Below are 14,207 nucleotides of genomic sequence, written 5' to 3'. Positions count from 1 at the left end.
ACCATGAGCGAATCACAACCACTTAGCACCGAGCTTGTTGCGCCGATACAGTTCAGTGGGCGTCAGCTGGCCGAGCGCCGGATTGTCTCGCACGACATGGCGGATTCGCGCCCGGCCGACGCGTTTCGCGATCTGCGCACCCAGTTGCTGGCACGACAGGAAGGCCGCCCCGCGGTCAGCCTGGTCAGTGCGGTGCAGCGCCACAGTGGCGGCAGTTTCGTGGCGCTGAATCTGGCCGCAGCGATCGCTTTCGACGAATCCAGACGTGCAGTGCTGGTGGACTGCAACCTGCGCGCACCGGTGCTGCACGAACGACTGGCAGTGAAGGCAGAACGCGGTGGCCTGGTCGATTATCTCGAAGGTCAGGTCGAGCGACTGGAGGACATCCTGTACCCGACCGGCGTCGCGCGGCTGATGCTGATACCGGCTGGTCAGCGCCGCGAGGCCAGTGGCGAACTGCTCGACTCCGATCGCATGCGCATGCTGCTCGACTCGCTGCGCGGCAGTGACGGTCGCTGCAGCGTGGTGCTGGACGGCCCGGCAGTGAGCTCCTCGCCGGATGCGCGCATCCTCAGCCAGCTGGCCGATTTCTCGGTGCTGGTGGCCGGCTATGGCCGCGAAACCACGGCGGCGCTGAAAGAAGCGGCCGCAGTGTTCGATCCGCGGCGCCTGTGTGGCGTCGTGTTCAACCGGGTCCCTTAACATGTTGGTACGCCTTAACGTCGCAATCGCCCTGGTACTGAGCACGGCCAGCTTTGCGGCCAATGCTGTGCAGCTCAACTATCGACTTGATTTGCAGTACGAGGACAGCAGCAATGTGGCGCGTAGCCGGATTGCCGATGCCGGCAATGTGCTCGCCGCTCGCCTTGGCTTTGCCGCCCAGCACCAAGGCGAGCGACTCGCCCTGGCGGCTGCCGGCGATCTGCAGCGCCGCCAGTACCACGGCGTGTCCTTTGCTGACGAGACCTACACCCGGCTGGGCGTGCTGGGGCGCTGGACCATCGCGCCAGAGCGCTTGTCGTTTGCCTTGCAGGAATCGAGCACGGAACAGCCGATCGATGGTTTCAGCATCGATCGACCGAACAATCGGCAGCGCGTCGACGTTTTGGTTGCCGGCCCGACCCTGACCCTGCGGCCCTCTGCTCGCAGTCGCTTGCTGCTGGAGGGACGGCGCACGCTCGCGCGGGCCGAGCAGACCCGCGAATTTGACTCCGACCGCAACGGCGTCGACCTGCGCGGTCTGCTCAACCTGGGCGACGACAGCAGTCTATCGGCCAATGTCGAGTGGAGCGAGATCGACTTCCGGCAATCGCCCGGCGTCGGCAATCAGCAGCAAACCGACTACCGTCGACTGAACGGCTTTCTGCGCTATCAGCGCAACTCGGCACGCAGCGCCTTTGCCATTGATCTCGGTGCTAGCGATATTCGTCGCGACGCCGGTCTTGACGGTCTGCGCCGCGATCAGGATGCGCCCCTGATTCGGATCAACGCGCAGTGGCAGCTGAGCAATCAGCACGTGGTCGAGGCGCAACTGCAGAGCCAGCTCTCCGATGCCACCGCCGATGCGCTGGCGGCGGCGCCGCGAGTGGAGGACTTCGAGCAACCGATTGCGCTGCGCGAGCCGCGCGCCACCACGGTCAATGCCGATCTGTTCGAGGAGCAGGCAGCGCGTCTTGGCTGGACCCACAACGGTGCCAGCAATCGTTTCCGCTTCGACCTCTATCATCGCCAGCAGAACTATCAGTTTGGTGATCAGTTCGATCAGAGCATTGATGGCCTGGGGCTGGGCGTGCAGCGGCAGATCCGTGCCCGTTGGGCGGCGGGTGTCTTTGCCGCCGTCGAGCAGCGCGACTATGACAATCTGCAGCGCCAGGATCGTGATCGGCGCTATGGGCTTAACTTGAACTTTCAGCGCACAGCCGCGCTGTCGTTTGGGCTGGAGTTGAGTCGGCAGCAGCGCGACAGCGACGATCCATCGCAGCCGTATCGCGATGATCGGCTGCTGTTCACCCTGAGCTACCGGCGATGACCAGCACGGCTCATGACCAGGGATCGCCATTGCAAGGCGATCTGGTGCTGATGTATCACGCGATCGAAGGGCCGGCAGCGGCGCCAGCCGGGGCAGATCCGCACTACACCGTCAGCGGAGAGCGCTTCGCCGCCCAGCTGGACTGGATGGTCGCGCAGGGTCTGCGCGTGTGCAGTGCGCGGGATGGGCTCTTGATCAAGTCGGCCGAGCCGCAGGTCTGGATTGGCTTCGACGATGGCGACGCCAGCAATTACGACAACGCCTTGCCGATTCTGAGCGAGCGCGGCCTCACTGCGGACTTCTTCATCAATAGCGCCAATGTCGGCCAGCCGGGTTTTGTCAGCTGGGCGCAACTGCGCGAAATGGTGGCGGCCGGGATGAGTATCCAGTCGCACGGCCACACCCATACCTATTTCACTGCTCATGATGCAGTGCAACTGAGTGCTGAGCTGCGGCGCTCGAAGGCCGAGATCGAGGACAAGCTGGGCATCGAGGTCAGCTTGCTGGCACCGCCCGGCGGCCGCTGTCCGCCGCGCCTGCTGGAGCTGGCCGAGCAATGCGGTTATCGCTGGGTGCTGGGTTCTGCGCCGGGCCGGCTGCTGCGCGGCGGGCGCGGAATTCTGCCGCGCGTCGCCGTGACGTCGCAGCACCAGGTGACCCATCTGGCCGGCTGGCTGCAGCCGCAGAGTCGCTCCCTGGCCAAGCTGCGTCTGCGCTACCAGCTATTGGCCGCAGCCAAGCGCGTGCTCGGCGACCGCCGCTATGAGCAGTGGCGCGGGCGCCTGCTCGGTGGAGCGATGTGATGCTGTGGGCCTGGCTCTGTCTGCTGTTCGGATTGGCCATGCTGGGGCTGACCTTGGTCGGCTATCCGCTGTGGATCGCCTGGCAATCCCGGTCGCGGCCGCGGCGGCGTCAGCGCAGCGACTGGCAGCCCAGCGTCACCGTGTGTTTGGCTGTCTACAACGGTGCGCAGGACATCGAGCGCAAACTGCTCGGTCTGCTCAGTCACGACTATCCGCAGGACAAACTGGATGTTGTGGTGGTCGACGACGGTTCGGATGACGACACTGTGGCGCGCATACGCGCGCTCGCCGATGCGCGGATCACCCTGCTGCAGCAGAGCCAGCGAGGCGGCAAGACGGCTGCGCTGAATCAGGCCCTGCAGCAGGCCCGCGGCGAGGTGCTGGTGCTGTGCGATGTGCGCCAGCGCCTGGAGCCGGGCTCGATCAACGCGCTGTGTCACGCCCTGTCCGACCCCGCGACCGTGGTCGTCGGTGGACGTCTGTGTTTTGAGGGCGAGGACAGCGCGGCGGCATCGGTGGGGCTGTACTGGCGCTTCGAGAGCTGGCTGCGTCGGGCCGAAGCTGCCTGCGGTTCGGTGCCCGGCGTCAGTGGCGCACTGTATGCGGTACGTCGAGCTGACATGCCGACGATTCCGCCCGGCTTGATCCTCGACGATGTCTGGGTGCCGATGGCCCTGGCCGCCGATGGCCGAATGGTCGACCTGGAATCGGCCGCTATCGCCTGGGATCGACCCGCCCCCAACCTGCAGATCGAGGCGCGTCGCAAGCGCCGCACCCTGGCCGGCAACTGGCAGCTGTTCGCCTTGCAGCCGCGCTGGCTGCTGCCCGGTGGGCATCCGTTGTGGGCACGTCTGGTCGGGCACAAGCTGCTGCGCGCCCTGCTGCCGATCTGGTTCGCCTTCGCCCTGCTCGGCAATGTGGGCCTGGCCTGGCAGGGGCAGTTGCTGTGGTTGCTGCTGCTGCAGCTGATCGGCCATGGCATGGGCCTGGCAGCGATTGCCCTGCCTGGCCTGAAGCGCATGGCGCCGTTCAAGTGGGCGGCTGCGCTGGAAGAACTGAACTACTACGCCGTGCTCGGCCTGCTCGATCACCTCCGCGGTGGTCCAGGTCATCTGTGGAGCACTACCCGACTGAACGCGTCGATTGATCGAGGGCCCGGCGTATGAGTGGCAACCCGCCCACCCGTCCAACCCGTGTGTTGTACGTGGTTTCGCTCTTTCCGTGCTGGTCGGAGACCTTCATCGTGCGCGAGATCGAGCAGCTGATCGCGGCCGGTGTCGATGTGCGGATACTCAGCCTGAAGCCACCCAGTGAGTCGATGGTGCAGGCTGGTGCGCAGGCCTTGATGCCGCGCGTGATCGGCCCCGGCCTTGGGCCGCGTGGCTGGTGGGCGGCATTGCGTCAGGCCGTTTCGCAGCCGATGCAGCTGCTGACGGTGCTGACTTCCATGCTGGCGGGCCTGTGGCGGCAGCCGGCGGTGCTGGGCAAGACGCTGATCGGACTGATGCGCAGCCTGGCGGTGCTCGATGCCCTGCGGGCCTTCAATCCACAGTGGATCCATGCACACTGGGCCACCTATCCTTCCAGCGCCGCCTGGATGCTCGGTCGTCTGCTGCGCCTGCCGTTTTCCTTCACCAGTCATGCCCACGATATCTTTGTCGAAGATCAGATGCTGGCGCGCAAGCTGGCCGATGCGCGCCTGGCCATCACCATCTCCGACTATAACGTCGGCTATCTGAAGCGCTGGAGTCAGCCGCACGGGGCACCGAACTACACCCGCATGCGAGTCGTGCATTGCGGTGTCGACCTGACCGAGATCGCCTACACGCCGGATGGTCGTGACCCGCTGCTGATCGCCACCGTCGGCCGCATGGATCCGATCAAGGGCTTTGCCGTGCTGATCGAGGCCCTGGGTCGGCTGCGATCCCACAACATTCCGTTCCGCTGCCGGCTGATTGGTGAGGGTGAGCTGCGCCCCGAACTGGAGGCGGCCCGACGCAAGCTGGGTCTGGATGATGCTCTCGAGATGCCCGGCGCGCGGCCGCAGGAGGCCGTGCGCGCACTGCTGGCCGAGGCAGCGATCTTCGTCATGCCCAGCGTGACCACGCCAGCCGGCAACCAGGATGGCATTCCCGTGGCCTTGATGGAGGCCATGGCCAGCGGCGCCGCAGCGGTGAGCACGCGGGTCTCGGGCATCCCGGAGCTGGTCGAACACGATCGCACCGGTCTGTTGGTGGATCCGCATGATGTCGACGGTCTGGCGCAGGCTTTGCAGCGCCTGTTGCAGGACGCCACACTGCGTCGCCGGCTCAGCGACGCGGCGCGTCAGCGTGTCGAGCAGCAGTTCGATGCGGCGACCGAAGCGGGCAAGCTGCTGCGCCACTGGCAGACCGCACTGAGCGGCGCGGAGCAGGTCAATGCGCGCTGAGCGAGTGCTGGTGGTCAGCGATGAGATGGAAGTGGGCGGCAGCCAACGTCAGATCGTGCACTTGTTGCGCGGCGTGCAGGCCGATCGGCGCACGCCGCGGCTGCTGTACTTCCGCAGCAGTTCGTTTCTGGTCGATACCCTGCGCGCCGAAGGCGTTCCGGTTGACCAGATCGACAAGCGCGGTGCCATCGATCCCTTGTTCTTGTTCCGCTTGTGGCGTTACCTGCGCCGTGGACAGTTCGATGTCGTGCACTGCTTTTCGATCACCGCCGAGATCTGGGTCCGTTTGGCCCTGCTGCTGGTGCCCCACACCCGTTTGATCAGTTCGGTGCGCGGTCTGGGGCTGGAGCAGCACAAGGCCTGGCATGATCGCGCCAAGCGCTGGGTGATTCAGGGCTCGGCTGCAGTGATCTCCAATAGCCGTGCCGGCGCGACCTGGGTGGCCGAACGCACCGGCATGCCCTTGCCGCGTTTCGCCATCATCGCCAACGCCTGCCAAGCCGCCGAGCGGTCCAGGACCGACCAGTCCGAGCTGCGCACAGCGCTCGGCTTGCCGCCGGCGCGTGCCGTGCTGCTGTTCGTCGGTCGGCTGGTGGTGGCAAAGAACCTGCCCCTGCTGCTGCGCGCCTTGGCACACCTGCCGGCAACACAGCGGCCGTTGACCGTGCTGGTCGGCGACGGCCCTGAGCGAGCGGCGCTTGAACACATGCTGAGGGATCTGGCCTTGGCTGCCGATGTCGAGCTGCGCGGCGAGCGCGCCGACGTGGCTGACTGGATGGCCGCGGCGGACATGCTGGTGCTGCCCTCGCGTGAGGAGGGCATGTCGAATGTCATCCTGGAGGCAATGGCGCAGGGTCTGCCGGTGATCGCTACCCGCGTCGGTGGCTCGCCCGAACTGATCGAACACGGTGTTCATGGCCTGCTGGTCGACAACGACGACGATGCCCAGCTCACTGCAGCCATCGCTGAACTTCATGCTAAGTCGGATCTTCGACAGAGGCTGGGACGAGCGGCACAGCAGCGCGCTGAACACGAATTTTCTCCCGCCGCCATGGCTGCGGCCACCCTGCAGGTCTACGACCGATGCATGGAAGCGAGTCCGATATGAATGCAATCCCCGAAGTCTCCTCAAGCACCAGCGTTCCGGCAGCAGCCCAACGCGGAATTCTGCAGCGCCGCACCGCACCGGCACCCTCGGTCGGAACGTTTCTTGCCACCACCCTGGCCAAGGACGCGTTGGCCGAACTGGCGCCCAGCTGGCAGCCGGCGCACACGGCTGCTACAGCGGCGCTGAGCGGCGCTGCGCGGCACCTGGCGAACCCAGGCATCGAGGTGTTCGGGCTGTTTGATCTGGTGTTGGGGCGAGCCGAGGAGCTGCTCGAGGACTGGCGCGGTGAGCCCTGGACGCGCTGGCGCGGGCGCTTCGCGTTTGTGGCCTTCGTGCCGGAGTCGCGGCGCTGGTTTGCCGTCACCGACCAGTTCAATACCTTGCCGGTGTACTACAGTGAGTCGAATGGGCAACTGGCCTTGGCCAACAGTCTGGCGCCGATGATGCGACTGCCCTGGTGCCAGCGTCAGGCCGACCCGCTGGCCCTGTTTCACTATCTCAACTTCGCCTGCATTCCAGGCCCGGTGACCGTGCTGCCCGAGGTCAAGCGCCTGCCGCCCGCCGGCAAGCTCGAGTGGCAGGCCGGACGCTTGCAGGTCGATCGCTGGTGGCGCCCGAGCTACGCCGAGGATCTGGACGGCGCTGGGGATCGTCTGACCCTTGAACTGCGGGAACAGATCGTTTCAGCAGTGCAGCGCTACCGACCCGGCAGCGATCAGGCCTGGGGCTGCTTCCTCAGCGGTGGCACGGACAGCTCAAGCATCGTCAGTATTCTGGCCCGTCAGCATGCCGGGCAGACCGTGCATAGTTACTCGATCGGTTTTGCCGAGGCGGGCTACGATGAGCTCGACTTTGCCCGCGCAGCCGCCGAAGCCTGTGGTGCCGAGGGCCACTTCGGCACCGTCGATCAGGCCGAGACTCTGGCTGTGTTGCCGCGATTGGTGGAACTCTATGATCAGCCGTTCGGCAATGCCTCTGCGGTGCCAACCCTGGCCTGTGCCAGCATGGCGGCAGCCGATGGGCGCAATCTGTTGCTGGCGGGCGATGGTGGCGACGAGATCTTCGGTGGCAATGAGCGCTACGCCAAGGATCGCATCATGCAGTGGTTCTATCGTCTGCCGCAGCCGGTGAAAGGCTTCGGGCGGGTGATCGGACGCCAGCTTGGCGGCAGCAACTATCGTTTCTTCAATCGGATCGACAACTTCACCCGCCGTGGCAGTCAGGCCAATCCGGATCGATTCTATACCGACGATGCCTTTGCCTCGGAGTGCTTCGATCAGCTGCTTAGCGCAGAGTTGCGGCAACATCTGCGCCCCGACGATTCGCTGAACTGGATGCGCTCGGCCTATGCCGAATGCCGTGCCGACAGCGAGCTGCATCGGCTGATGGCGCTGGATCTCGAGCTGGCCATTGCGCAGAACGATCTGATCAAGGTCGACGGCGCCTGCCGTCAGGTTGGCGTCGGTGCGCGCTTTCCCTTTCTCGACCCGGATCTGGTCGACTACACAGGACGTTTGCGCGCCCACTGGAAACTGCGCGGTCAGGACAAACGGCACCTGTTCAAGCGCGCCATGGCAACGGTATTGCCCGAGCTGATCATCAAGAAGAAGAAGCAGGGTTTTGGATTGCCGATTTCGGTCTGGATGCGTCAGCCCGGCGAGTTCCAGGACTGGATGCGCGATCTGCTGCTCAGCGATCGCAGCCGTCAGCGCGGCTGGTTCCAGGTCGAATTCGTCGAGCAGTTATTCCAGCGCCACATCGATCGCGCCTGGGACTACTCGGCGCCGCTGTGGCAGTTGGCGGTATTGGAACTTTGGATGCGCAGGCACCTCGATGTGTAATGCAGAACTGGCCCACTTGATCGAACTGACAGTGAACTCGGCAATGCCCAGCGTGATGATGGTTCTGGACGGTCACTTTCCCTCGATGGGCGGTGCCGAGCGCCAGCTGGAGGCCTTGTCGCGCAATCTCGCGGCGCGCGGTGCTGCGGTCGAAATCGTGCTGCCGCGATTGAGCGATCAGCACCCGGCCGGTGCCGACTCGCATAACGGTCTGCCTCTGTGGCGCATCGACTACCCGCGCTGGCCGCTGATCGGCGCCCTGCTGCTGATGCTGCGCTTTGCCTGGTTGCTGGTGCGCCGGCGGCGGCATTACGACGCCATCCATGTTCACATCGCCAACAACATGGCAGCGGTGGCCGCGGTGGTTGGCCGACTGTTGGGCAAACCGGTGGTGTTGAAGTTTTCCGGCTACTGGGAGTTTGAGCACGGCAGTCTGCGTCGCACTGGTTCGCCAGCTCAGCCGCTGCTGCGCTGGATGCTGCGCCGCGCGTCGGCGGTGCAGGCGATCAGCCAGCACTTGATGCGCCAGCTCAGCCACTATGGCTTTGCCGCGAGGCAGCTGCACTGGATTCCGAACGGAGTCGAAACGGCACGGTTCGAGGCATTGCCGAGGCCGCGAGCGCAGGACGGTCTGCGCCGTGCGGTGTTCGTTGGGCGCCTGGTGCGCGAGAAGAACCTCAGTCTGCTGCTGGAAGCCTGGGCCAAGGCCGGTCTCAACGACCGGAACTGGCGTCTGCGTCTGGTCGGCTCGGGTTATCAGGAGGCCGAGCTGCGCGCGCGCGCCAATGATCTGGGCATAGCCCAAGGCATCGAGTTTGTCGGACCCAGCTCGCAGGTCGAACAGCATCTGGCCTTGGCCGATGTCGGCGTGCTGGTCTCGCGCACCGAAGGGTTGTCGAACACGCTGCTGGAATACATGGCCGCTGGCTTGCCGGTGTTGGCCACCCGCATAAGCGGCAGCGAGGATTTCGTCGAGACAGGGCGAAACGGCTGGTTATGCGAGGCCGGTGATCTGCACGGTCTGATCGATGCCTTGCAGTCGATGGCGGATAGCGATGCCAGTGAATTGACCCGACTCGGACAGCAAGCCCGGGCCGACCTGCTGGCTCGCGCTGCGATGCCGGCGGTGGTCGATCAACTGGTCTGTCTGTATCGGGGTGGACAGCCGGCCGAGGCGCGCTGAAATGTGCGGCATCATCGGCTATCTGGCGCAGCCTGGCGCGTCGGCTCCCGGCCGCCAGGTCGGCGAGCGGATGAATCAGGCGATTTTCCACCGCGGCCCCGATGAAGGCGGCTTGCATGTGGAAGATCGGGTGCTGCTTGGCATGCGTCGACTGGCGATCATCGATCTGGCTGGCGGTAGTCAGCCGATGCACAGCGCTGACGGTCAGGTCACCCTGGTATTCAATGGCGAGATCTACAACTTCCGCGCTTTGCGTGCCGAGCTGATTGCGCGCGGGCATCGCTTCCAGAACGATTCCGACAGTGCGGTGATCCTGCACGCCTATCTTGAATGGGGCGAAGCAGCGATCGCCCGACTTAACGGGATGTTTGCTTTTGCGATCTGGGATCGGCGCAACGAGCAGCTGCTCTTGGCGCGCGATCGGCTGGGCAAGAAGCCGCTGTTTGTCTGGCAGGGGAGGGAAGGCGTTGGCTTTGCCAGCGAGCTGAAGTCGTTGCTGGAGTTGCCGGGCTTCGATCGTGAGGTCGATCAGTGTGCATTCCCCGGGTACTTCGCTTTCGGGTATGTGCCCAGCCCGCGTTCGATCTTCCGCTCGGTGCACAAGTTGCCGGCGGGGCATTTCGCGCTGATCCGCGGCGGCCAGTACCGCGAGCAGCGCTATTGGCAACTCGACTTCACTCCCAGTTTCAGCGGTAGCATCGAGAGCGCCAAGGAGCAGCTGAGCCGGTTGCTGGATACCGCGGTCAGCGATCGCTTGGTCGCCGATGTTCCGTTTGGTGCGTTTCTGAGCGGCGGGCTCGATTCGAGCGTGGTGGTGGCACTGATGCAGCGCCATCTGCGTCAGCCGGTGAAGACGTTCTCGATCGGTTTCCGCGAGGCGCGCTACAGCGAGCTTTCCGACGCCCGGCGAGTGGCCGAGCATATTGGCACTGAGCATCATGAGTTGGTCGTCGAGCCCGATGCAACTGAACTGGTAGATAAGTTGGTCTGGCATCTGGATGAGCCGTTTGCCGATTCGTCGGCCTTGCCGACCTATCTGGTGTCCGAGTTGGCCGGTCGACAGGTCAAGATGATCCTGTCTGGTGACGGTGGCGATGAGGCGTTTGCCGGCTACGACCGTTACCTCAAGTTTCTCCAATTGCAGCGCCTCGGCCTGCTGCGCGCGCCCCTCGGGCTGGCGCTGCGAGCGGCCGGACGGCTGATTCCCGGAATCCGTGGCTTTCGACTTGGTCGGGTCGGAGAGCGGCTGGCGATGAGCTTCGAGGATCGCTATCTCAGCGGTGTCGGGCTGAGTCGCGCCGCCGAGCTGAGCGCCCTGCTCGGCTACGCGGTGGGCAATCCCTACCGCGACCTGCACCCGCTGTTTGCCCGAAGCGCCGGCTGGCCGGCGCTGGATCGCATCGTCGATGTCGATATTCATAGCTATCTGCTGGATGACATCCTGGTCAAGCTGGACCGGATGAGCATGGCGGCCTCGATCGAGGGTCGCGCGCCCCTGCTCGACTACCGGGTAGTGGAGTTCGCTGTGCGCCTGCCGCAGAACCTGCGCGTGCATGCGGGGCGCGGCAAGCACCTGCTAAGGGAAGTCGCCCGCCAGTGGCTGCCAGGCGATGTGCTGGATAAACCCAAGCAGGGCTTTGCCATTCCGCTGGTGGAGTGGTTCCGCGCCGAGCTTGGGGCGATGGCAGCGGATATCTTCGCCAGTCGCGCATTTCGTGAGCGCGGCTGGGTGGTGCCGGCCGAGGCCGAGCGACTGCTGACGGCACACCGCGGCGGTGGCGAGAACCATGCCGAAACCCTGTGGCAGGTGCTTTGCCTGGAGATCTGGGCGCGGCGGTACATCGACAGGCGGCCGTAGTGCTTAACATCTTGCTCGGCGTGCTGGTGTTCTACACCGTGAACCAGATCCACTTTCCGCTGGAGCTGGGTCTGCCGGGTCTGAATGTGGCCAACCTGCTGTTCTTTGCTGCCCTGGCGCTGTTGATCCTGCGCTCGGGCAGCGCCCCGCGTCCGCCGACATTCGCCGGTGGCGCTCTGCGTCTGTACTTCATTGTTGCCGGCATCGGCATGCTGATCGGCATGCTGGCGCGCCCGGCCGATGCCATGGCCGATGTCACGTACTGGAAGACCCTGATCTTCTATCCGCTGTACTACTTCCTGTTCTATTACGCCGTCGACGATCTGAAGAGCTGCCGCCGGCTGATCCTGTTGGTCTTGGCGACGGCCTTGATTGCCGGCCTGGAGGCGTGGTCGGAGGCGCGCGCCTACGGCATCGGCGGCTATGTCGAGAGCCATCGGGCCGCCGGGCCGTTCGGTCCTGATTTTCGCTCGGCCAATCGGGCTGGCGTGTTCTACGCCATGTTCATTCCGGTCTTCGCCGCCCTCGCCTTGCTCTACAAGGGTCGCTTCAGCTGGCGCATGCTGGGCCTGGCCGGACTGTTGATCCTGGCCGGCGCGGTGCTGGTGACCTATTCGCGGCAAAGCTATTTCATCGGCCTGCTGGGGCTGGTTCTGGTGATGCTGCGGCGCGGGCCCGGCATGGTTATCTTCGGCCTGGTAGCCCTGATCACCGTGCTGCCCTGGTTGCCGCAAGGCGCGTTCGAGCGGGTGGAGGAGACCAAGCAACAAGGTGAGCATGGTCAGGAGGAGTTCGATGACAGCACCGCCAGCCGCTGGGATATCTGGGCCGGCGCGCTGGAAATGTGGGCGGAGAATCCGGCCGGCATTGGCCTCAACCGATTCAAGTCACAGATTGGCAACTATTCGATCTACGCCGGCAAGGATGCCCACAACTACTACGTGCTGACCCTGGCGGAAGCCGGTGTTCAGGGGCTTCTGACCCTGCTGTGGTTGATGTTCTGTCTATATCGACTGGGGCGCTGGGCCGCTGCGCAGGCCATGGATGCCGAAGCACAGGCCTTGGCGGTGGGGTTCAAGATCGCCGTGGTCTGCATGGCGCTGGGCAATATCTACGGCAGCCCGTTCACTGAGGGCTCGGTGATGGCCTGCTTCTGGGCCCTGGCAGCCCTGGTCGAGCGCTTCATGCAGTTGCGCTGGGAGGAGATCGAGCGACAGCAGCAGTTGGTCGAGCAGCTGGATATCGAACCGAACCCAGATGCCATCGAGATGCGGGCATGAGCAAGGCCAATCTGGGGGGGGCGCTCACGCTCTCGGTGGTCGGCGGCAGCGGCAAGCTGCTGGCCATCCTGAAGACCATGTTGATCGCCGCCTTGTTCGGCGCCAGTGCCGAGCTTGATGCCTTCTGGGTGGCCTACTCCCTGCCGATGCTGTTACCGGCCCTGCTGTCGACGGTGATCACGGTCGCCTTCGTACCGCGCTTCATGGCCAGCCTGGAGGGCAAACAGGGACACGATGACTGGCGCGGCGCCAATACCCTGTTCACCGTCATCTTGCTGCTTTCGCTGCTGGTGTCGGTGCTGTTCTTTGTGCATGCCGAATGGCTGGTCAATGCGCTGGCGCCGGGTCTGGCCGAGGCCAAGCGCGGCGAGGCGGCACGCCTGACGCGCATCCTGCTGCCCTGCGTTCCACTGTTGACCCTGTCCTCCCTGCTGTCGGCGATCTGCAATGCGCGCGAGCGCTTCGTGCTACCTGCACTGGAAGGCGTGCTGACGAATATCACGGTGATCGCCGCGGCCTGGTGGCTGGCGCAGCGTCTTGGCATCAGCGCCCTGATCATCGGTGTGCTCAGTGGTTTTCTGCTGCAGGCGGCGATTCTGTTGTGGGGCTGTCGTGATCTGCTGCGTTCCAGTCTGCGCCCGGCACTGGATTTCCGCCATGCCGATTTCACCGGTTCGGCTGGGCATCTATTGCCCTTGCTGGTCGGCTCGGCCGGCGCCGTGGCAACCAGCCTGATCAACCAATACTTTCTGTCGCATGGCGCCGAAGGGGCGATCTCGGCGATGGCCTATGCCTCGATGTTCGCCTTCCTGCCGCTGGAAGTGTTTGCTCAGAGCGTGATCACCACCTTCTATCCGAGCTTTGGTCGCCACTTCGCTCGTGCCGAATACGCCGAAGCCGCCCAGCGCTATCGCGAAGGGCTGCGCCTGGTGCTGTTTCTTACCCTGCCCTGTGCCGTGCTGTTGGCCTTGTTTGCCGAGCCGATCATGGTCTTGCTGCTGGAGCGCGGCTCGTTCACGGCCGAAGACACCCGCCTTACCGCCCGTATCACCGTGCTGCTGACCCTGGGGCTGGTGTTCCGCAGCGTCGCCTTCTTCAACTATCGGGTGCTGCATGCCGCCCTGCAGCCCTGGCGCCAGGTGTTGATTGGTCTGCTCGGCATCGCCACCCACATGGCATTGTGCCTGCAGTGGGTGGATCAGCACGGCGCCGCCGGAGTGGCCTTGGCCGCTTCGCTGTCGATGCTGCAGTCGGCCTTGCTGTCCGCTGCCTTGGCGAGCCGAGCTCTGAGGCTGCAATGGCAACGCTCGCAACTGGCTGAACTGGCGCATCTACTGGGTCTGGCGCTGTTGCTGGCCGCCGCGGCCTGGTGGTCGCTGCCCTGGCTGTGGGCCGAACCCGATCAGCAACGCTGGCAGCAGGCGTTGATGGCGGTGACGGGCGGTGCCCTCATCGGTCTGGCGACCCTGGTAGTGGCTGTGCTCACCGGCCAACCGGATGTGAATTGGTTGAAGCAGCGAGTATTGCGCAGGCGCTGAGGTTGCACTGTACTAGTGGATATGGATGTTAAGAATGTATTGTTTCGATTGATGGCTCAACCGTTCGTCGCCCGAAACGCCGACTTTCATCGACCGACATCGTCATGTCGCATGCAATCGTTTAGTGTGTTGGCGCTGG

11 protein-coding genes are annotated in these 14,207 nt (G+C 64.6%); all 11 read left to right on the top strand.

The features are described from left to right. Positions 1-3: 3 nt before the first annotated feature. From IFO71_RS03755 to murJ, 11 genes are read left to right on the top strand one after another with little or no spacing between them, the layout of a single operon-like run. Complete coding sequence (locus tag IFO71_RS03755; RefSeq protein ID WP_192028201.1) at positions 4-702, top strand: CpsD/CapB family tyrosine-protein kinase; 699 nt, start codon at positions 4-6, stop codon at positions 700-702. Between the two features lies 1 nt (position 703). Further along, on the top strand, positions 704-2,029 hold the full coding sequence (locus IFO71_RS03750) for a porin family protein (protein WP_192028200.1): 1,326 nt from the start codon (positions 704-706) through the stop codon (positions 2,027-2,029). After that, positions 2,026-2,832, top strand: a complete 807-nt coding sequence (locus IFO71_RS03745; protein WP_192028199.1) for a polysaccharide deacetylase family protein — start codon at positions 2,026-2,028, stop codon at positions 2,830-2,832. Before IFO71_RS03750 ends, IFO71_RS03745 begins: the two co-directional genes overlap by 4 nt. After that, positions 2,832-3,998, top strand: a complete 1,167-nt coding sequence (locus IFO71_RS03740) for a glycosyltransferase (RefSeq protein WP_192028198.1) — start codon at positions 2,832-2,834, stop codon at positions 3,996-3,998. The genes IFO71_RS03745 and IFO71_RS03740 overlap by 1 nt, the downstream gene beginning before the upstream one ends. After that, the gene (locus tag IFO71_RS03735) at positions 3,995-5,260 is read left to right on the top strand and encodes a glycosyltransferase family 4 protein (protein WP_192028197.1); all 1,266 of its coding nucleotides are present in this window, start codon (positions 3,995-3,997) and stop codon (positions 5,258-5,260) included. The genes IFO71_RS03740 and IFO71_RS03735 overlap by 4 nt, the downstream gene beginning before the upstream one ends. Further along, positions 5,250-6,368: a glycosyltransferase gene (locus tag IFO71_RS03730; protein ID WP_192028196.1), complete on the top strand. Its 1,119-nt coding sequence runs from the start codon at positions 5,250-5,252 to the stop codon at positions 6,366-6,368. The genes IFO71_RS03735 and IFO71_RS03730 overlap by 11 nt, the downstream gene beginning before the upstream one ends. Continuing rightward, positions 6,365-8,209, top strand: coding sequence for an asparagine synthetase B family protein (locus IFO71_RS03725; protein WP_192028195.1), 1,845 nt, complete (start codon positions 6,365-6,367; stop codon positions 8,207-8,209). Before IFO71_RS03730 ends, IFO71_RS03725 begins: the two co-directional genes overlap by 4 nt. After that, complete coding sequence (locus tag IFO71_RS03720) at positions 8,202-9,392, top strand: glycosyltransferase (RefSeq protein WP_192028194.1); 1,191 nt, start codon at positions 8,202-8,204, stop codon at positions 9,390-9,392. The genes IFO71_RS03725 and IFO71_RS03720 overlap by 8 nt, the downstream gene beginning before the upstream one ends. Before the next feature lies 1 nt (position 9,393). Next, positions 9,394-11,250 carry an asparagine synthase (glutamine-hydrolyzing) gene (asnB, locus tag IFO71_RS03715; protein ID WP_192028193.1) on the top strand — a complete coding sequence of 619 codons (1,857 nt, stop codon included), beginning with the start codon at positions 9,394-9,396 and terminating at the stop codon, positions 11,248-11,250. Further along, positions 11,250-12,530 (top strand): O-antigen ligase family protein, encoded by a 1,281-nt coding sequence (locus tag IFO71_RS22455; protein WP_192028192.1) that lies wholly within the window; start codon positions 11,250-11,252, stop codon positions 12,528-12,530. The genes asnB and IFO71_RS22455 overlap by 1 nt, the downstream gene beginning before the upstream one ends. Then, entirely contained in the window at positions 12,527-14,068 is a 1,542-nt protein-coding gene (murJ, locus tag IFO71_RS03705) for a murein biosynthesis integral membrane protein MurJ (protein WP_192028191.1), read from the top strand. Before IFO71_RS22455 ends, murJ begins: the two co-directional genes overlap by 4 nt. Positions 14,069-14,207: the final 139 nt, after the last annotated feature.

The organism is Pseudomarimonas arenosa, from assembly GCF_014841215.1.
Lineage (GTDB): Bacteria > Pseudomonadota > Gammaproteobacteria > Xanthomonadales > Xanthomonadaceae > Pseudomarimonas > Pseudomarimonas arenosa.
This window is presented reverse-complemented; position numbering and strand designations above follow the sequence as displayed.